At 40.7% G+C, this 18,777-nt stretch carries 16 protein-coding genes; 2 read left to right on the top strand and 14 right to left on the bottom strand.

Going from position 1 to position 18,777, the window contains the following annotated elements:
• Positions 1–78: 78 nt before the first annotated feature.
• Genes GQ61_RS02325 through GQ61_RS02305 form a run of 5 tightly spaced genes read right to left on the bottom strand, consistent with a single transcriptional unit; the run spans position 79 to position 4,307 of the window.
• Positions 79–1,251, bottom strand: coding sequence for an acyl-CoA dehydrogenase (locus tag GQ61_RS02325; protein WP_085783756.1), 1,173 nt, complete (start codon positions 1,249–1,251; stop codon positions 79–81).
• Positions 1,251–2,756, bottom strand: coding sequence for an L-piperidine-6-carboxylate dehydrogenase (amaB, locus tag GQ61_RS02320; protein WP_085783755.1), 1,506 nt, complete (start codon positions 2,754–2,756; stop codon positions 1,251–1,253). Before amaB ends, GQ61_RS02325 begins: the two co-directional genes overlap by 1 nt.
• Positions 2,757–2,801: 45 nt before the next feature.
• The gene (locus tag GQ61_RS02315; RefSeq protein WP_085783754.1) at positions 2,802–3,203 is read right to left on the bottom strand and encodes a VOC family protein; all 402 of its coding nucleotides are present in this window, start codon (positions 3,201–3,203) and stop codon (positions 2,802–2,804) included.
• On the bottom strand, positions 3,200–3,793 hold the full coding sequence (locus GQ61_RS02310; RefSeq protein WP_085783753.1) for a peptide deformylase: 594 nt from the start codon (positions 3,791–3,793) through the stop codon (positions 3,200–3,202). The genes GQ61_RS02315 and GQ61_RS02310 overlap by 4 nt, the downstream gene beginning before the upstream one ends.
• Position 3,794: 1 nt before the next feature.
• Positions 3,795–4,307, bottom strand: a complete 513-nt coding sequence (locus GQ61_RS02305; RefSeq protein WP_157111116.1) for an SspB family protein — start codon at positions 4,305–4,307, stop codon at positions 3,795–3,797.
• A 134-nt stretch (positions 4,308–4,441) separates the two neighbouring features.
• On the opposite strand from GQ61_RS02305, the gene GQ61_RS02300 reads away from it, so the two are divergent.
• Entirely contained in the window at positions 4,442–7,663 is a 3,222-nt protein-coding gene (locus GQ61_RS02300; RefSeq protein WP_085783751.1) for a S41 family peptidase, read from the top strand.
• A gap of 77 nt (positions 7,664–7,740) precedes the next feature.
• On the opposite strand, the gene GQ61_RS02295 is transcribed toward GQ61_RS02300, so the two are convergent.
• The 8 genes from GQ61_RS02295 to ctrA form a co-directional block, all read right to left on the bottom strand.
• Complete coding sequence (locus tag GQ61_RS02295) at positions 7,741–8,817, bottom strand: hypothetical protein (protein WP_085783750.1); 1,077 nt, start codon at positions 8,815–8,817, stop codon at positions 7,741–7,743.
• 156 nt (positions 8,818–8,973) lie between these two features.
• Positions 8,974–9,516, bottom strand: a complete 543-nt coding sequence (locus tag GQ61_RS02290) for a hypothetical protein (protein WP_085783749.1) — start codon at positions 9,514–9,516, stop codon at positions 8,974–8,976.
• 301 nt (positions 9,517–9,817) lie between these two features.
• Positions 9,818–10,372, bottom strand: a complete 555-nt coding sequence (locus GQ61_RS02285; RefSeq protein ID WP_085783748.1) for a hypothetical protein — start codon at positions 10,370–10,372, stop codon at positions 9,818–9,820.
• Positions 10,373–10,537: 165 nt separating this feature from the next.
• Positions 10,538–11,287 carry a hypothetical protein gene (locus GQ61_RS02280; protein ID WP_085783747.1) on the bottom strand — a complete coding sequence of 250 codons (750 nt, stop codon included), beginning with the start codon at positions 11,285–11,287 and terminating at the stop codon, positions 10,538–10,540.
• A gap of 113 nt (positions 11,288–11,400) precedes the next feature.
• A complete protein-coding gene (locus GQ61_RS02275) occupies positions 11,401–11,931 on the bottom strand; it encodes a hypothetical protein (RefSeq protein ID WP_085783746.1) in 531 nt (176 codons plus the stop codon).
• A 100-nt stretch (positions 11,932–12,031) separates the two neighbouring features.
• The gene (locus tag GQ61_RS02270; protein ID WP_085783745.1) at positions 12,032–12,826 is read right to left on the bottom strand and encodes a hypothetical protein; all 795 of its coding nucleotides are present in this window, start codon (positions 12,824–12,826) and stop codon (positions 12,032–12,034) included.
• A 135-nt stretch (positions 12,827–12,961) separates the two neighbouring features.
• Positions 12,962–14,491 (bottom strand): Npt1/Npt2 family nucleotide transporter, encoded by a 1,530-nt coding sequence (locus GQ61_RS02265; RefSeq protein ID WP_085783744.1) that lies wholly within the window; start codon positions 14,489–14,491, stop codon positions 12,962–12,964.
• A gap of 1,356 nt (positions 14,492–15,847) precedes the next feature.
• Positions 15,848–16,663, bottom strand: a complete 816-nt coding sequence (ctrA, locus tag GQ61_RS02260; RefSeq protein WP_085783743.1) for a response regulator transcription factor CtrA — start codon at positions 16,661–16,663, stop codon at positions 15,848–15,850.
• A 225-nt stretch (positions 16,664–16,888) separates the two neighbouring features.
• Between ctrA and GQ61_RS02255 the strand changes: the two genes are divergently transcribed.
• Complete coding sequence (locus GQ61_RS02255) at positions 16,889–17,842, top strand: pyridoxal-phosphate dependent enzyme (protein ID WP_085783742.1); 954 nt, start codon at positions 16,889–16,891, stop codon at positions 17,840–17,842.
• Positions 17,843–18,004: 162 nt separating this feature from the next.
• Here the strand turns inward: GQ61_RS02255 and GQ61_RS02250 are convergent, their stop codons facing one another.
• Positions 18,005–18,568, bottom strand: coding sequence for a hypothetical protein (locus GQ61_RS02250; protein WP_085783741.1), 564 nt, complete (start codon positions 18,566–18,568; stop codon positions 18,005–18,007).
• Positions 18,569–18,777: the final 209 nt, after the last annotated feature.

Below are 18,777 nucleotides of genomic sequence, written 5' to 3'. Positions count from 1 at the left end.
GATTAGGGCTTCTTACAGGTTTTATGTCCTCAGAAGCCATTTCACATTCATTATTTCGATAGCACGTAGATATAAGCGTTAGTGTTCGCCAAACGCAGAAATGTTTGTTTGATCTTTTCCTAAAATCAGCCCATGGATATCGGCCGTTCCTTCATAAGTATTGACCGCCTCAAGATTTAATACATGGCGAATGATATGATATTCATCTGAAATTCCATTCGCTCCGTGCATGTCTCTTGCAAGACGTGCGATGTCGAGAGCTTTGGTACAATTGTTGCGTTTGAGGAGAGAAATAAGTTCGGGAGAGCACTGTCCTTCATCTTTTAGTCTCCCTGCTCTTAAAGTGGCTTCACGTGCAATCAGAATTTCTGTCTGCATATGAGCAAGCTTCATTTGAATCAATTGATTGGAGGCCAACGGCCTGCCAAACTGTTTGCGTTCAAGAACATATTGCCGCACTTGGTGCCAGCAAAATTCAGCACTTCCTAAAACACCCCAAGCAATGCTATAGCGTGCATTGTTAAGACAATTCAGAACGGATTTTAGACCTTGCGTTTTAGGCAAGAGTTGTTCTTCACCGACCATGATATCATCCATAAAAATTGAGCCTGTGATAGATGCCCGCAAGCTAAATTTTCCTTCAATTTTTGGCGTGGAAAGGCCCTTCATATTCTTTTCTAAGATAAAACCCCTAATCTCTCCTTTTTCATCTTTTGCCCAAACAATGAGAATATCAGCAATAGGACTATTCGTAATCCAAGTCTTTGCGCCTTTAAGCTTCCAACCGTGTGGTGTCTTTTGGGCTGTGCTTTCCATGTGGTTTGGATCAGAGCCATGATTTGGTTCAGTGAGACCAAAGCAGCCAACACGTTTTCCTTGTCTTAACCCTGGGAGATATTTTTGGCAGTGTTCCTCAGAACCAAAGGCACTGATGGCCCCCATAACAAGAGATGACTGTACACTTAAAAGAGAACGATAACTTGAGTCTACGCGTTCCAGTTCTTGGGCAACTAATCCGTAGGAAATATAAGAAGCGCCTGGCTCTGTATCGGTCTTTAATGTCATGCCCAGGAATCCTAACGCACCGAGTTCTTCTAAAACATAGGGATCAAAAGTCTCATGACGATGCGCTTCTAAAATGCGGGGCATCAATTTTTCTTGTGCAAACCGCCTGGCAGTATCTCTTAAAATATGTTCTTCTTCTTTCAGCTCAGATTCAAAACTAAATAAATCACTCCAATGGGACGTCATCAGTTATTTTCTCCAAATTTGATACCTTGAGCTAAAGGAAGAGAGGATGAAAAATTAATCGTGTTGGTTGCGCGACGCATATACGTTTTCCAACAATCAGAACCAGCTTCACGACCACCTCCGCTTTCTTTATCGCCGCCAAAGGCACCTCCTATTTCGGCACCACTTGGACCAATGTTAACATTCGCGATTCCGCAATCACTGCCTTGACTTGATAGAAATAGCTCAGCTTCTCTTAAATCATTGGTAAAAATACAGGAGGAAAGTCCCTGGGGAACATCATTGTGCATTTCTAAAGCATCTGCAAAATTTTTGTATGAGATCACATACAAGATTGGGGCAAATGTTTCAGTTTTGACGATATCTGTTTGAGTTGGCATTCTTACGATAGCTGGTTTGACATAATAAGCACGAGGATACTCTTCTTCCAAAACGCGTTCGCCGCCAAAAACTGTGCCACCTTGTTGTTGAGCAGCTTGCAGGGCTTGCTGCATTTTTTCAAAAGCGTGTTCATCAATGAGAGGGCCAACTAATGTAGTGTCTTTTAAAGGATCCCCAATCTTAATGCTTTGATAGTGTTTTTGAAGTTTGGGTAGAAAAGTATCTAAAAGAGATTCATGGATAATTAAGCGTCTTAAGGAAGTACATCTTTGACCTGCTGTGCCTATGGCACTAAAAAGAATTGCTTTTAAAGCTAAAGAAAGGTCAGCACTTGGCGTTAAAATCATCCCATTATTGCCCCCCAATTCTAAAATTAATCGTCCAAAACGTTGAGCAACAATGGGAGCAATAGTGCGTCCCATATTTGTGCTCCCAGTGGCACTGATAAGAGGCAGGTGAGGGCTTTCTAAAAGTTTTAAAGTACAGTCTTTTCCTCCAATGACAATCTCAAGAAGTGAAGGAGGCGCTTCGCTAAATTTTGAAAGAGCGCGCTTAAACAAAGTGACAACAGCAAGAGCTGTTAAGGGTGTTTTTTCAGAAGGTTTCCAAATGACAGGATCACCACAAACAATCGCTAAAGCAAAATTCCAACACCATACAGCAACGGGAAAATTAAAAGGCGAAATCACACCAATAGGTCCTAAAGGATGCCAAGTTTCCAACATTTTATGGGCAGGACGTTCTGAGGCAATCGTCAGACCATAAAGTTGTCTTGAAAGACCGACAACAAAATCGGCTATATCGATCATTTCTTGTACTTCCCCCAGACCTTCTTGAAGGATTTTACCATTTTCGAGGGTGACAAGTGTTCCTAGCGCCTCTTTATGGTGACGTAACTCGTCTGCAAAAAGACGCATAAGCATTCCTCTTTTTGGTGCAGGGACAGCACGCCAAATTTCAAAAGCTTCTAAGGCTCTGTGAATTGCTTCTTGCGTTTCTTGAGAAGTGGTAAGTGTTACCTTCGCCAATAAGGCGCCATCAATAGGAGAATGAACGTCGAGAGAGGGGTTTTTCCCAACAAGGTGTCCTAAGCCTAGGACTTTCAGTAGCGATTCTTTATCCATTTTACCAACGTTTTATGTTTTTTTAAGGGTGGCAAAGGGTATTCGTTATTTCTCCTTATAATCATGGATCACTGCTTCAATGCGCCATCCATTTGGATCGATGATAAAAGCCGCGTAATACCCTTCATGATATTCTGGTCGTGGACCAGGTGCGCCATTGTCAAGTCCGCCTAACTCTAAACATTTGTTATACCAACGCTTAATTGACAACACATCTGGTGCTTGAAAAGCGAGATGAACACCACGCGCTTGCCCAATTTGTTCTTCAGGACTCCCTTGAGGACTAATCCAAAAATCAGGTTTATTATTTTTACCATATCCTGCAGCTTGAACATCTTCAGTATCAAACGTCATTAAACGTTCATAACCAATGAGTTTAAGTGTTTTGTCGTAAAAATTTAGACTTTCACTAAAATTATTCACTGAGAATGAGGCATGATCAATCATGAAACGGCTTCCTTTAAAAGAGAATTTTTCTTATAAGTTTTAGCGTCTTCTGAATGAACTGTCTGCATAAAAGCTTGAAAGCTTTCAGCGTCTTCAAACGTTTTGACTTCTACGCCTGGGTGATCGAGCGTGAGACGTCCTTTGATGTGATCTGTCTCGTGTTGAAAGACCCGGGCTTCAAAATCTTCGAGAACCTCTTGGTGAAAATGTCCATCCGTAGTCCAGTAGCGAGCCTCAATAAGTCGCCAGCGAGGAACTTTCACGGCAGTCAAAGGAATTGAAAAACAAGCTTCCCACCCGAAAATCATCTCTTCACCCATGGGTTTAAATGTGGGATTAACAACGGATTTTAAATTTTCATCTGTACGATCGCTTGTATAAATGAAGGCTGCTTTAGAGATACCAATTTGCGGAGCAGAGAGGCCCGCACCTCCCCCCAAAACTTCTTTTCTAAACTGAATCATTTTTTGGCACAGAGCTTTTGGTTCGTCAGATGTGGGGTTGCTAAACAACTCAGTTTTTTTATGGAGGGTGTTTTGTTCGTCGTTACCTGTTGTCATTAGTCCTGGATATTTTTTATCTGCATACATTTTATTTCTTTCTGAAAGAATCAAGACTTATAATGTTATTCTGCGGTTGAGGTTCATCACCCTTGGACTTTGGTGTCTTTCCTTTTTCTTTATCTTTGCCTTTAGATTTTGCAGGTTCAGTTTGTTTCTTGGTGGATTCTTGTTTCTTTTTCTCTTCTTCACTAAGGTCCGGAATAAATTGTAGGCCAAAGTTTGAAGATGGGTCCAAAAAGCTCACCAAGGCAGAAAATGGAATGGAAATTTTTTCGTAACGATCTTGAAAAGAAAGCACCACCTCAAAATGATCATCAAATACGTGCAAATCCCAAAATTGATGTTGTAAAACGATCGTCACTTCTTCCGGATTAGAATCTCGTAGTTCTTGAGGAATGATAACATCTTCACGATTGGTGTTGAAGGTTACATAAAAATGGTTGTTGCCAGGAAGACCGTTCTTTTCAACAAATCGTAAGCAACTCTTTACAATCCCTAAAAGGGCATCGTGGACCATGGCGTCATAATTAAAGTGGCGCACTGGTAATCATCCTTTCGTTAAAGCTCTCTTAATAATGTTTCTAGAATACTTGTAATTGTCACAGATTTCCACGAGGAAAATAGACTAAGGTGAGATTTTCTTGTAAAATCAATAAAAAACATAAAGAGAAAATAATGACCCAAGGATATTACCGATACCCCGCTATTTTTAAAGATACTCTGATTTTTGTGAGTGAAGATGATCTCTGGTCTGTGCCTGCAAAGGGCGGGACAGCTGTTCGATTAACTACTGGTCTTGGTACTGTGACATCACCCGTTTTTTCACCAGATGGAAAAACTATAGCTTTTGCCGGTAGTGATGAAGGACCTACAGAAGTATATATAACGCCAAAAGAAGGTGGTGCGGTAAAGCGCCTGACATTCCTAGGTGATTTGGTCAAAGTGCATCATTGGGGGAAAGAAGGTATTTACTTGGGCTGTTCTGCTGGGCAGCCTTTTCAAAGATGCAACATTGGGTACCTTTTAAGAAATCTTGGCCAAAATCCTGAATCTTTAAAGTTGGGTCCCATCAATTTTATTGATCGTCAAAGAGAAGGGGGGCCAGGCATCGTTATTCAAAGACATGGTTATCGTGAATACGGTTTTTGGAAACGTTATCGAGGAGGCACTGCTGGAGAAATCTGGATTGACGTGAAAGGCAATGGTCAATTTAAGTCTTTAATTACGCTCGAGAGCGATTTAGCCAGACCTTTATGGATTAAGGATCGTATTTATTTTGCCTCTGACCACGAAGGTGTTGGAAATCTTTATTCGTGTAAAATTGATGGAAAAGACCTGAAGCGTCATACGCATCACATGGACTACTATGTTCGTCACCAAGCAACAGATGGTCATCGTATTGTCTATCAAGCAGGGGCTGATCTGTATGTTTTTGATATTGAAAAAAATAAGAGTCAAAAGGTTTCGATCGCGTATCATAGTCCAAGATCTGAACGCTCACGTAAATTTGTTTACCCCAAGCGCTATTTAGAAAGTTATGCGCTTCATCCTAAGGGACATCATTTACAAGTTATTACCCGCGGAAAAGGATTTGTTTTTAGTAACTGGGAAGGGCCAGTGCTTCAATTTGGTGAACCCGATGGTGTACGTTATCGTCATGGTGTTTGGTTGAAAGATGGTAAACATATTTTAATGGTTAGCGATCAATCGGGGGAAGACGGTCTTGAAATTTATAATGCTGAACATACTAACCTGGTTAGGAAATCCCCTAAAAAGGATTTTGGACGTATCTTAGCTTTAGTCCCGAGCCCAAAAAACGACGAAGTCGTTTTTACCAATCATCGCAATGAACTGATGCATGTGGATTTAAAAACTTGGAAAACAAAGCTTCTTGATAAAAGCTCTTTTGCCAAGGTTAATGGAGTATCCTGGTCACCGGATGGTCGTTATGTTGCTTATAGCGCTTCGGAAACGCGTATTACAACGATTATAAAAATCGTTGAGATTAAAAATAAAAAAATTCACAAAGTAACAAGACCCGTTTTAAGAGATGTCTGTCCTGTCTTTGATCCTCAGGGAAAATATCTCTATTTTCTTTCTTATCGTCAATTTGATCCCACATGGGATTCTTTACATTTCGAGCTTGGATTTCCAAGGGGAATGCGGCCATATCTGATTCTTTTACAGAAAGATGCTCCATCACCATTTATGTTGAAGGCAAAATCTTTGGTTGAGGATGAAGAGAAAAAAGATAAAAAAGAGAAGAAAAAATCTAAAGATACGACTGTTAAAATTGATTTCGAAGGAATTGAAGATCGTCTGCAAGCTTTTCCTGTGCCCGATGGTATTTATGGAGGTGTGGGAGCGGTTGCTGGTAAAGCTTTGTTCTTACATTGGCCTATTGAAGGAACTTTGGAAAACGATGAGAGCGACGAAAATTCTTGTGGTCTTTTGGAAGCTTTCGATTTTGAAACATTGAAAGTCGACGTTGTTGCAAACAATGTAACTCATTTTGAAGTATCTCTAGATGGTCGAAATTTAGCCTATCGTAATAATCAAAATCGTCTCAGAGTTTTTAAGGCTGATGAAAAACCTGATGAAGAGGACAATTCATCGGCTAATCGTAAGTCAGGGTGGGTTGATTTAAGTCGTATCCGGGTATCGGTAAACCCCCCTCTAGAATGGCAGCAAGTTTTTAAAGAAGCTTGGCGTTTACAACGCGATTATTTTTGGGCTGAGGATATGTCCAAAATTGATTGGGCAAAGGTTTATCATCGTTATTTTCCTTTGTTGGATAGGATCTCTAATCGCAGTGAGTTGAACGACCTGCTGTGGGAAATGCAAGGTGAGTTGGGGACATCCCATGCCTATGTATTTGGAGGTGATGTGAAGCATCCGCCCTTTTGGGAAGTGGGGAATTTGGCTGCTAGTCTCACACTCAATCCTAAACAAAAAGCCTATACTATTCATGATATTGTCAAAGGGGATGTTTGGAATCCATCTCATAGTTCTCCTCTCGTGCAACCAGGTGTCAATGTGAAAGAGGGAGAGTTACTGAGGAAAATTAATGGACGAACGTTAAGTGTAGAAAAACCGCCGGCCTCTCTTCTTGTTCATCAGGCTCATCAACAGGTGACCCTAGAAGTAAGTGATAAGACAGGAAAAAATAAACGTTATGTGACAGTCAAAACTTTAGGGAGTGATTTTGAGCCGCGCTATCGTGATTGGGTTGAAAATAACCGAGCCTATGTTCATAAAAAATCTAAAGGACGGGTTGGTTATGTTCATATCCCTGATATGTCGTCCAAAGGATTCTCTGAATTCCATCGTTACTTCCTCGATGAAAGCGAAAGAGAAGGGTTAATCGTTGACATTCGTTATAATGGGGGTGGGTCAGTATCCCCCTTGATTCTCGAAAAGCTTGCGCGTAGACGCTTAGGTTATGACGTCAGTCGTTGGAATGGTCTTGTGCCTTATCCTGAACATGCGCCCATGGGACCTATGGTCTCTCTTATTAATGAGTATGCGGGATCCGATGGCGATATGTTTGCCCAGGCTTTTCGTCTTATGAAACTGGGTCCTTCCGTTGGCAAACGTACCTGGGGAGGGATCATTGGCATAAATCCTACTAATCCATTAGTCGATGGTGGGATGACAACCCAACCCGAGTTTTCTTTCTGGTTTAAAGATGTGGGTTGGAGTGTTGAAAACCGAGGTGTTGATCCGGATATTTTTGTGGAATTTACGCCCGCTGACTATCGAGGCAATCGCGATCCTCAGCTGGATCGAGGCCTAGAAGAGTTGTCTAAAATCATGAAAAAAACGCCTAAAGAACAATTACCTGATGCTGGGTCACGTCCCAATTTATCATTACCAAAGAGTCTGCGTTCGAAGTGAGTCGTAAAAAAGGCATGAAGTGATCAAAGATAAAAGGCCGCGAAAGCGGCCTTTTATCTTTTTAAGATCTAAAAATTTTACTTAGGAGAAGTTATGCGTCCTGATTTTGGATGGGGAGTTCCCTGATGAACAACATTTTTTTTCTTCGTGCTTTTAGTGGGTGTTTTTTTTGTATCGGATTGATAATAGTTTGTAGGTGTAAGATGATGATTTCGAGGAGATCTTCTGGGAGGAGTCTCAGGAGTCATTAGAGGGCGTTTTTTTACACTCTTTTTTACTCCTGATTTTAGAGGAGTCTGATAGGGACTGCTCGGCTCACTTTTTTCTTCAAAAGAAACATCTGTTCTTTTTATAAAGCCTTTCTCTTCGGAACCCTGAGATTGAGCGGCTTCTCCTAATGATTCTTCTGCAGAAGCGCTTGCTTTCTGAGATTCTTTTTCATCATTTTCTGATTCTTTGTTTCCATCGCCCCCTGTTTCCTTTTGTCTTGCACTCTGATCTTCTTCAGGATCAGCCTCTATTTGCTGTACATCAGTGCCTTGCTTCCCGTCTTTACTTTTTGAGTTTTGATCATCGTCGGCTGCTTGTCCTTCTTCTTGATCATCTTCTTTCTCAGTACTTGCACGTTGGCCGGAAGGATTTTCTGACTGACGATCGTCTTCAAGAGTCCCCTTTATTTGCTCTGCGTCAGTATCTTGCTTCCCGTCTTTGCTTTTTGAGTTTTGATCATCATCGGCTTCTGTGTTCTTTGGTTGACCTGTTCCTTGCTTATCTTCTTCTTCGGTCTTTGCAAGGTGACCAGAAGGAATTTGGGGCTGAATCTCGTCAGGTTTTTTTGTGGAATTCGCAGGAGTAGCGTAATACCAACGAACAGGATAAGTAATTAGGTCCCAAAATTTTATAAAGGGCCACGTTATTACAAAGCATGTGCCATCCCAACATTGTTTTGTCTTAGACTTAGACGGCTCTTTTTTCGCAGTGGCATCATCCTGGGGGGTAAGAACATTTTTAGAAACTTTTGTTTTCTTGCGTCGAGAGTCATCTTGATTTTCTTGAGCAAGTGTATCGGTAGCTTGGGCCGGATTATTAACGTTAACGGCGCATAAGCTGAGCGCAAAGATTAGTAGTGTAAATCGTTTTGTGATGTTTTTCATACATCTCTCCCTTAAGTTTAATTGAAGCGCATATTTTTGGAAACTGCACGCCCCCATGATAACAAAATCTGAAAAATGAAAAAGGTCTTGATTTTAAATCTATTTTGATGACAGGGAGGCGATAACCTCCCTGTCATTTGGAATAGAAATGATTGATTATTCACTGTCGTCAGAATCGCTCTCGTTTTTCTCCTGCTTCCATGGGCCGTTTTGGTGTTCACTAGAGAGTATTTTTCCGGATTCTTTTTTTAACCAATACTCAAGTCCTGTGGGGCTTTTGTATAGCTTTGCTTGCCCCTCTTTTAAAGTACGACAGAAAGTTTTTCTTTTATAGTACGTAGAATCAGGACTTAAAATGCCATCACCGTCAGCAGAACTGTCTTCATCTTCCTCAGAATCTTCTTCTAATGAAGAACTGAATGGATACGTGACAATCCACCAGAGTGTCTTAAAGGGCCAAGTAATGACAAAGCTAATGTTGTCATAGGATTTTCCAGCCCAAGATCGTGAAGAGGCTTGAGCTGTTTCACCCTCATCTTCTTGCGATGATGACGATTGTGATTGTCGTCTTCCATTATCGTCTTCCTCTTGCCCCAATTGCCGAAAATCATTTGAAGATTGAAGTGGGGTGTGTAAATTCAAAGACCATAAACACACGGCAAAAAACAGTAATATAAATCGTTTTGTAATATTTTTCATACATCTCTCCCAAAGCTTTTATACTCTTTCCCTCCCGTTCATGAGAACTGTCATACAGCGGCTTCAATGTACGGCGTCTATCAAATGCGTTCCGTAAATTTTGCCGTATTTTCCTGCTCATTGTTTGAAAGCGAATGAGTGTTAATTATTATAATTGATGCGCGTTTTTGAAAACACGTGTCCGGATCATAACAAAATTTTAAAAATGGGAAAGACATTGATTTTAAAACTTTTTTAGAGCAAGAAAGAAAATAAGAGTCTCTTGTATCACTTTGCAGAGTGCTCTTACTCACTCTGAGACTCATTTGTCCACAGGATCGCTATTTTTATCGCGCCAAGGTTCAGTTGTATCTGATCTTGAATATATTTCTTTTCCGACTTTCTTTACCCAAAAACTAAGCCCTGAACCTGTACTGTGATAAAATTTTTCTTCTCCTTCTCGAAGGGCTTTACAGAAATTTTTGAATTTGTAGTACCCACTATCAGGACTCAAAATTCCTTTGGATTCGTCATCACTCTCATCGGAATCGTCTTCGTTAGATTTATTTCCAAGCGTCTTTTTCGAAAAATAATCCCAGATAATATCTATTTGTGGGCTAAAAGAAGATGCGCAGTTTTGATTTGGTTTTTGTTCAGGAGTTGCAGGAGGAGAACTCACCGGAGTTGCCTTGTTAAGGTTATCTAGGCCGTCAAAATTAATTTCTTTAAATTCAGCGATCATTTTATCAATACGGGCCTCTCTTTCTTCTTGGGATAATTCTTGGGATAGATTTGAAGCAAAGCTTGGCATTATAGAAACATAAGCCAAAATGATCGTACTTAAAATTAAGTCGCTGGATTGCTTTAGGCCTCTCATAGTTAAAACTCCCTATTTTATCGATATATGTATTATTTTTTGCTATCATAAAGGAGAGTTTAAATTTTTCCAACAAGAAAAAGACTTAAGTTAGAAGATTTGCGAAATAAAAAAAACCTCTTGGGTAATGTCACCCAAGAGGCTGAATATTTTAAATAAGCTTTGTTATTTTTTAGTCCACAGAATAGTTCCATCCGTTGTCTCAACTCTGATGACATGGTACGTAAAGTCAGGATGAATTCGGAGATTTTCAGCAGCAATTTTTTTCTCGCCTTTTCCATTTTTCTTGCTGACGATATAAGTTAGCCCTGGATAAACATTGAGGTCGCTATCTCCAACAATTTTAATGGACCCAAGAGCCTCAGTTCCTTCAAGATAAAGTGCAGTGGATTTCTCACTCTTTTCTTCTTGTCCCTCCATTTTTAGGGCATGCATAGCGTCGGTAAGTTCCTTGGTCCCGTCATCTTCTTCAAGAGCATCAGAGCCTTTAGACATCATGACACTCTGTAGAAGCGCGTCAGTATTCGTATAGCCCTTCTTTTTTGCCCAAGCTTCAAGCATTGTTGGATCTATGGTTTCTAATCCATGGGACCCACCCGTAGACGAATCAGATGTAGAGGGAAGGGGGGACGAATCTTTTTCATCTACGACTGGTTTTTCAACAGGCAGCGAACTTGGCTGTGTTGAGGTTGACGGAGATGAATCTAAAAATAAGCCAAAAGTATAGCGCCATAAAAATGAACTCTGCTGTTGTGGAGAAGATACAGATGTTACGTTGCTGACTGGAGAACTACCTGATTCTTTTTCTTCTTCCTGCAAAACATCGGAGGCAAAGACATCATAGGAAAAACTTCCGAGGCTCAGGGTTAAAAGTGAGCTTGTCATGAGAATTTTTGTTATATTCTTAATACGCATAATCGACCTCCTGTTTATTATTGACTCCACCATGCTAGTGAAAATTTCTTAAGATCGAAAGCAAAAAAAAGCAGTGCTGTTTAAGGCACTGCTTTTGATGGAAAAAACGTATTTTAGCCTTGAGAATCTTCTTCCCAACCTTCATCTGTTTGAAGGAAAACTTTTCCGGCCTCTTTCTTATAAAGAAGAGCAAGTCCTGTAGAGGATTCAAAAGTCATTTCTTTTCCTTCTTCAAGGTTTGTGAAAAATTCTTTTAATCTTCTCTTATGGGGACTGTTGGGGTCACGTGCTGGTTCTTCAGTTTCTTCTTTTCTATCACTACTGCTGCGCTTGCCTTTTTTCTTTTCAGTTCCAGAGCTCTCATCATCAGAAGATTCAGCAGGTGAGATTTTTTCTTCTTTAACATCTAGTCCCTTTTCAGAACCCTGGTCTTCAAAAAATGAGTCTACATCGAGAGTTTGAACGATTTCTGGAGCTTTAACTTCTTCTAAAGAGGATTCTCCTTTTTGTGGAGTAACAAGAATGGTGGGCGTCTTTGTCTCAGTCTCATTCTCTTCTTTCAAAGTATCGGTGGCGAGAGAAAGTGCACTCGTTCCCAAAGTAAATGAGACAGCTAGCAGAGTGTTTAATAAGTTTATTTTCATAATGATCCTCACTGTTTAATGATCGACACTGACAAATCCATTTGTCAGTTGCCGAAAAATACTCCAGCGATTTTTAATAATCTAGAGTTATTTTAAATGTTCATAAAACTTGAGGCTTATATGCAAAAACTAAGAGAGAAATTGGATCTGATCCAGGAAATTCTTTTTCACGAACGATCAAAGTTGTGACATCTGTGAACCCAACACTTGCGAAGATTTTTTTCGTGTGGACTTCTTTAGCGAGCAGTTGATCACTGGGGCGAGAGGTGCTTTCTGGATTCTGAATGTCGTTTTCAATAACATAGGATTTATAAAGAAAAAACCCTCCTGATTTTAAAAGATCAAAATACATTCTTAAGGCTTTTTTTGTCGGTTCTTCGGAGTCGATGCCGTAGCCCACATGGGCGAAAAATACTGAACCATAATCGCCGCGCCTTTTGAGGATTGATGAAGTGTCACCTATATCCCAGGCACGCTCATTGAAATGAGGTTTTATTCTTTTATTCAAATCAAGCGTTGTATCTTGTTCTTCTACGATCGTCGGAATGTAATGATCACTTGAAAACAGAATACCCATCCAAGAACGACCGGTGCCTACGCAGAACACTGGAAATTTTAAAGAATCTTCCCAATAATGCGGAGCAATAGAGGGTTCTAAGGATTTTTTAATTTGTGTGCGTACATTATATTTAGATTTGCTTAAGCGCTCATATATATGGTCAGGAAGCCCAGAATTTATGTTTTCTTTTTCTTTCTCATCTTCATCAAATAGATCTGTGATGGGAGGAGTGCTAGGAAAAAAAGTTGTTTCGTCAACGATAAACTCAGATGAGGCCACCGAGAGTTTTGCGGCACAAAGAAATAATACTAGAAATCTGACAAGCAAATGATACATCGATTTAAATCTTAAATTGGAGTTATGGGATATACATAAGAACTATTTTGAGTTGATTCAAGAGTGAGATTTTTTTAATAAAGCCAGCCCCTTTGGAAGGGCTGGCTTTATAAGTGAGAGTAAAACCTTGAGGCTTTACTTTGAAGATTCAGGAGAAGCCTTTAACATCGCTAAGTAGCGTGTGTTTAAAGCTTTTACTGAAATCAACCAAATAAGCACGACAACGCTTACGATAATTGACAAGTAAGGGAAAATCGTCATGGCATTGCCTGCAGTTATGAGGAGAAGACCTTGGTTAATCCACCCTCCCATACCTTTTCCAAGACGACCACCGATAACGTCAACGGCAGCCTTACCCTTAACTTTAGACTCTTGGTCGAGGGGGATGTAGGCCATTTCCTTTGTTGGATCAAAGAGAGAGTATTTTGTACCCTTACTCAAAATGTTCTGAGCAGCGCCAATGTAAGCAGCGAGCATCAAAGCAGTAAACCCAACAAGACCAATGTTTTCCATAAACAGAGTCATTTCTTGATCAAAGGCGATAAAGAGGAAGAAAAGACCGCCTGTGATGAAAACAATCAAAGGTGTGACGATCGCAGCGGTCATCCAACCAAACTTACGAACAACGCCCTTGGTCATGAAGATCAATGCCATTGTCACGATACCTGTGTACTTTGAGAAGTTACCCATGAACCAAGCATAGCTGTTTGGATCGGGGAAAGCTTCTTTCAAGCGGGACTTCCAGAGCAATTCGATGATGTTGATAGACACACCGTAGCCGATAACCAAGATCGCTAAGAGGCCGAGATATGGATTGGTGAAGATGAACTTCAAGCTTTCCATAATTCCCAACTTTGGTTTTTTAACTTTTTTGGTTTTGCTTTGCGCCGCTTCAGCTGCATCGTAGTACATAGGATTGGTCAAGACGTTCTTCTGCATCCAGCGATAGATAAACATTGTAATTGCACCGAAAACAACAACTGTTCCCATCATCCAACGTAATGAAACGCCCCAAGAATCAACACCTTCTGCGTGCTCTAGTTCTGAGAAACGCGCAATCGTCTCACCTGAGAAAATTAACGCAACGTTAGCAATCAGTGTAAAGAGTGCGTAAAAACGCTTTGCTTCTTGTGTACGTGTAATTTCGTTTGCGAATTGCCAGAATAAGAGTGAAACCATCACGCTTCCCCACAATTCAGCCATCATGTAAAATACAGCATAAGACCAGATACCATAGATCGCTACGATGTAACGCAAGCGTGGATAGCTATCTTGAACTTGCTGAATAAAGTCTTGAGAAGGGTGAAAAAGTTCACGATTCGGATAAATGAAGAAAGCAAACAGTCCGAAAAAAGCGATGAAGAAAATGACAATTCCATAAAAGAGCTTTTCTGCGGAAAAGATGTTTGTCAGTTTCGTGTAAACAAAGAAGAACACGAACGCTGAGGCAACAACTAACCAACCTTTGATGAATGGGATCACTTCGGCTCCGGACTTTGGAGCGGTCACGACGAGAGCATCTTTTACGTCTCGTAGGATGGTGTAGTTAAAGAGAATAAAGAACATCATAAAGCCCATGGGGAGGAACTTTTTAAGCTCGTATCCATGGATGGGCCACAATGCAGCCCTTAGTTTACCAAATTCTTGGGGTGTGTTTTTTGACATGTTTAAATCCTAAAGTTTTAACTCCAAATCGCATACGCATTTTCACATACTTGAAAACGCTTGCTTTGCAAAATAAAAATAAATCAACACACCCATGCGCCATAATCATACCAAATTTATTTGAGTATGCGTTTGGCCCATGGGAGCAAAATTAATCGTCCCGATTTGTACTCTCTTTTTAGAAATTGTCAAGAAGCCAGCAATCAAAAGTCAGAAGGAAATAGGGGGAACCTAAAAAGCACGCTGGACTGCCGCGGCCAAGGGGCCTCGCAGGGACGTGGTTTGGTTACCAATAAACACGCTGAATTGCCGCGGTTCTGAAAGACCAGCGCGATGACGGCCTATAGAAGTGCGTCATCACGAGCGAAGCGACGTGATCCAGTTAAATAAGCAATATGGCTGCGGCCAAGGGGCCTCGCAGAGACGTGGTTTGGTTATAAACACGCTGAATCGCCCCGCGGTTCTGAAAGAACCAGCGCGATGACGGCCTATAGAAGTGCGTCATCACGAGCGAAGCGACGTGATCCAGCACAATAAGCAAGATGGACTGCCGCGGCCAAGGGGCCCCTCGCAGAGACGTGGTTTGGTTACCAATAAACACGCTGAATTGTCGCGGTTCTGAAAGAATCGGCGCGATGACGGCCTATAGAAGTGCGTCATCACGAGCGAAGCGACGTGATCCAGTTAAATAAGCAATATGGACTGCCGCGGCCAAGGGGCCTCGCAGAGACGTGGTTTGGTTACAAGCACACTGAATCGCCCCGCGGTTCTGAAAGAATCGCGTGATGACATTTTCTGACGATGTTTTTTATTGTTCTTGTTGGGTGATGACCCTTTCACTCCCCCATCGCCTGGGTGGCTCAGGACGCTGAGGGAGGAAAGAGCATGATACCGTTTTTCAAAGGGAGAGCCTTCTCAATTTCTCTTCCTTCGAAGCTCTTTCCCCGGGGAAAAATTCTTTTAACACTCTAAAAATCTTCTTAAAAGGTCCTGGGCCGGCGGACAACTAACCCATATCCTTTTAAAAGATCGTTTACTGTGTGGTCTTAAGATCTTAATGACCTATTACTTCTTTCACGTATCCTTACGCTTCTCTCTCTTGTTGAGGGAGAGACAAGGGTAAATGTTATTCTGCAGAACAAACATAAGTCATATATATTATTAAATTACTCATATGTCAAGAAAAAAGATGTAAATATAGTATAAATTATTTTCATAAAATTATAACTACTATTGTAATACTTTGATTACCTCGTAAATAAAAGGATCTTGTAGAAAAAAAATAAAAGAAAAATAAAAAATAAAATAGCATTTGAGGCACTTTCGTGCCTCAAATTGACGTTTATAGAGTGATTTTTAACGTGCTCCAGAGATCTTGGGGAGTGTTAAGGAGTCTTTTTTAGCGTTGCTCGATGCGCTGACCTTTTTAGGGGCCGAAGAGGGGGATACAGTAGGCGATTTTTTATTGGATGAAAAACTGGTCGCCATGTCTTCTTTACGAGGTTCTCTTAAGACGTACCCACGCCCCCAAACGGTTTCAATATAATTTTCTCCGCTTAAAGCATCTGCAAGTTTTTTACGTAATTTGCAAACGAAGACATCAATAATCTTAAATTCAGGTTCCTCCATACCGCCGTAGAGGTGGTTTAAGAAGACTTCTTTAGAAAGCGTCGCTCCTTTGCGAATTGCTAAAAGCTCAAGAATGGCATATTCCCGTCCTGTAAGGCGAAGAAGCTTATTATCCGCTTCTACAGTCTTAGCATTCAAATCAATCTTAAGACGACCAACGTTAATCATAGAGTTTGAATGACCGCGTGATCTTCTAATAATTGCGCGAACACGTGCTAGAAGTTCTTCTCGGTTAAAGGGTTTTGTGAGATAGTCATCAGCGCCAAAGCCGAGACCTTTAATTTTATCATCGATATCAGACAGGCCAGACAGAATCAGCACTGGTGTGGATACTTGTACCGCTCTGAGTCGTCTTAAAATTTCATAGCCATCAATATCGGGGAGCATCAAGTCTAAGATAATCAGGTCATATTCGTAGTGGCGAGCGATGTCTAAACCATCTTCGCCAACGCCGGTGGTATCGCAGACAAAACCTTCTCCCTGTAAAGCAATCTGCAAAGTTTTCGCGGTACCTGAGTCATCCTCAATCACCAGAACGCGCATGGGGAGGGCCTCCTTAAGTTGTTATTTTTATATTTTTTGTTTTTCTAACCTTAGTACGATAAATTATTTTACAATATTTGTTAAGTAATTTGGTAAGAAAAATTAACAGACTCTCTAAAAGATAATAAAATCAATAAGCTGTGAATGCAGATCTTAAAAAAAACTGGGCATTGAAAAGATTTTTCTATAGAAACGATCCTATCAAATCAAAAATCAGAGGGTACTATGATCTTTAATTCCATTCTTGAAACCATTGGGCGTACACCGATTGTGCCATTCAATCAGATTGCGAAGAACTTAAGCTGCCAAGTATATGGGAAATGTGAATTTTTGAATCCTGGAGGATCTGTTAAAGAGCGTGCTGCCCTTGAAATGATAGAGTCCGCTGAACGCCAAGGACACATAAAGCCTGGAGATACTTTGATTGAAGCAACGTCGGGAAATATGGGGATTGGTCTAGCGCTTATTGGCGCGGTCAAGGGGTATAAAGTTGTAATTACTATGCCGGAAAAGATGAGTCGCGAAAAGCAGGTTACTTTAGAAGCGCTAGGAGCCACTATTTATCGTACCCCTACGGAAGCCGCTTGGGATTCACCTGAAAGTCACATATCCTTAGCGCGTCGTCTTCAAAAAGAAATTCCAAATTCGCACATTCTTGATCAATATTCTCATCCCGGAAATCCTGATGCTCATTATAAGACAACGGCTGAAGAAATATGGCAAGATATGGGAGAAAGCTTATCCATGGTCGTCATGGGGGTTGGAACGGGCGGGACAATTACAGGAGTTGCGCGTCGTCTGAAGGAACTCAATCCAAAGATTAAGATCGTTGGCATTGATCCCTATGGGTCGATTTTAGGAGGCGGAACTGAAGTGCATAGCTATCACGTGGAAGGGATTGGCTATGATTTCTTTCCAAAGGTTCTCGATAACACGTTGGTCGACTGTTACATAAAGGTCAATGATCAAGATTCTTTTGTTATGGCACGGCGTCTTATTCGTGAAGAAGGTCTGCTTGTTGGAGGGTCATCTGGTTCAGCTGCCCATGGAGCCTTGGAAGCCGCAAAAGAGCTGAAAACGGGCGAAAAATGCGTGGTGATTCTCCCGGACGGCATCCGTAATTATATGAGCAAGTTTATGGATAAGGAATGGTTGGCACACATAGAAGTAGCTGCTTAAGTGTTGCTAACCTTTTTTGCGAGGGCCTTTAATCCAGAGACTCAATATTTACATAAGCCAACGCATATTGAAGAGAGGCGTTTAAAAAGTTTTTAGACGTACAGTATATAGCTTAAAATTAAGAAAGGACGCCTGATTATAACGCCCTTCCTATACAAAGACTTAATCGATCCGCTCTTTATTTAAATTGTAAGGAGACAGCACCGATTTCTTAGGGGACTTTATCGGGCTTTTCTCGATACAATTAAATTGCTTTGTTTGTTGAGGGAGATTTTCGTCTTGTTGAGACGGCTCTTCTTTTATTTGTGGTATGAAAGGAGCGAACAAATCTTCGAATGCGTAAGATTCAAAAATAGAGAGAGAGGTTTGAATGTTGCCTAACGTCATTGAAAGGGGTGTCGCATCTTTTTGATGGACGACATGATCAAACTGAGACCAATCAATTTTTTCATCACAGCGCATAAAAGCGATTAACTCTTCTTGAGTCATATCCTGGAGTGAATTTACTTCATAGAGAGGCAGAACAGCTTGATAATTACCATTTCCGTCATCGGCTCCTTGATAGAATTCGTATAGATCGTCTTCGTCGTCTTGGGCCTCATAATGATCGTGCGCTTGCAGATGTTTTTCAGTTTTATCTTCTTCACTCTCTGGAAATTTGCTAGCATTTAATGACGTAAGGGAAAATGTTGATGTTATCAATAGCATAAATAAAGGTTTTAACAAGGCATCCTCTTTCTTATCAGTTTGGGAAATTTTAATTAAAATTTTAATTACTTTTTGTCAATCTATAAAAATAAGAAAATGTGATCTGAGAAGATAAAAAAATATATAAAAATGAACGGATTATGAAAAATAAACAATGCTTGTAAGGAAAGGGGAGGATGCAATTTTGTCTAAAAGGAGACATGTATCTTTAGTGCTTAGTCAGAAAT

It is taken from the genome of Candidatus Nucleicultrix amoebiphila FS5 (genome assembly GCF_002117145.1).
Taxonomy (GTDB): domain Bacteria; phylum Pseudomonadota; class Alphaproteobacteria; order Caedimonadales; family Nucleicultricaceae; genus Nucleicultrix; species Nucleicultrix amoebiphila.
The sequence above is the reverse complement of the archived record's forward strand: the minus strand, read 5'-3'. Positions and strand labels throughout refer to the sequence as shown.

What these genes read in the sequence shown, in the direction of transcription:
- GQ61_RS02325 (WP_085783756.1), bottom strand. Translation starts at nt 1,251, where the DNA reads ATGACGTCCCATTGGAGTGATTTATTTAGTTTTGAATCTGAGCTGAAA.
- amaB (WP_085783755.1), bottom strand. Translation starts at nt 2,756, where the DNA reads ATGGATAAAGAATCGCTACTGAAAGTCCTAGGCTTAGGACACCTTGTT.
- GQ61_RS02315 (WP_085783754.1), bottom strand. Translation starts at nt 3,203, where the DNA reads ATGATTGATCATGCCTCATTCTCAGTGAATAATTTTAGTGAAAGTCTA.
- GQ61_RS02310 (WP_085783753.1), bottom strand. Translation starts at nt 3,793, where the DNA reads ATGTATGCAGATAAAAAATATCCAGGACTAATGACAACAGGTAACGAC.
- GQ61_RS02300 (WP_085783751.1), top strand. Translation starts at nt 4,442, where the DNA reads ATGACCCAAGGATATTACCGATACCCCGCTATTTTTAAAGATACTCTG.
- GQ61_RS02295 (WP_085783750.1), bottom strand. Translation starts at nt 8,817, where the DNA reads ATGAAAAACATCACAAAACGATTTACACTACTAATCTTTGCGCTCAGC.
- GQ61_RS02290 (WP_085783749.1), bottom strand. Translation starts at nt 9,516, where the DNA reads ATGAAAAATATTACAAAACGATTTATATTACTGTTTTTTGCCGTGTGT.
- GQ61_RS02285 (WP_085783748.1), bottom strand. Translation starts at nt 10,372, where the DNA reads ATGAGAGGCCTAAAGCAATCCAGCGACTTAATTTTAAGTACGATCATT.
- GQ61_RS02280 (WP_085783747.1), bottom strand. Translation starts at nt 11,287, where the DNA reads ATGCGTATTAAGAATATAACAAAAATTCTCATGACAAGCTCACTTTTA.
- GQ61_RS02275 (WP_085783746.1), bottom strand. Translation starts at nt 11,931, where the DNA reads ATGAAAATAAACTTATTAAACACTCTGCTAGCTGTCTCATTTACTTTG.
- GQ61_RS02270 (WP_085783745.1), bottom strand. Translation starts at nt 12,826, where the DNA reads ATGTATCATTTGCTTGTCAGATTTCTAGTATTATTTCTTTGTGCCGCA.
- GQ61_RS02265 (WP_085783744.1), bottom strand. Translation starts at nt 14,491, where the DNA reads ATGTCAAAAAACACACCCCAAGAATTTGGTAAACTAAGGGCTGCATTG.
- ctrA (WP_085783743.1), bottom strand. Translation starts at nt 16,663, where the DNA reads ATGCGCGTTCTGGTGATTGAGGATGACTCAGGTACCGCGAAAACTTTG.
- GQ61_RS02255 (WP_085783742.1), top strand. Translation starts at nt 16,889, where the DNA reads ATGATCTTTAATTCCATTCTTGAAACCATTGGGCGTACACCGATTGTG.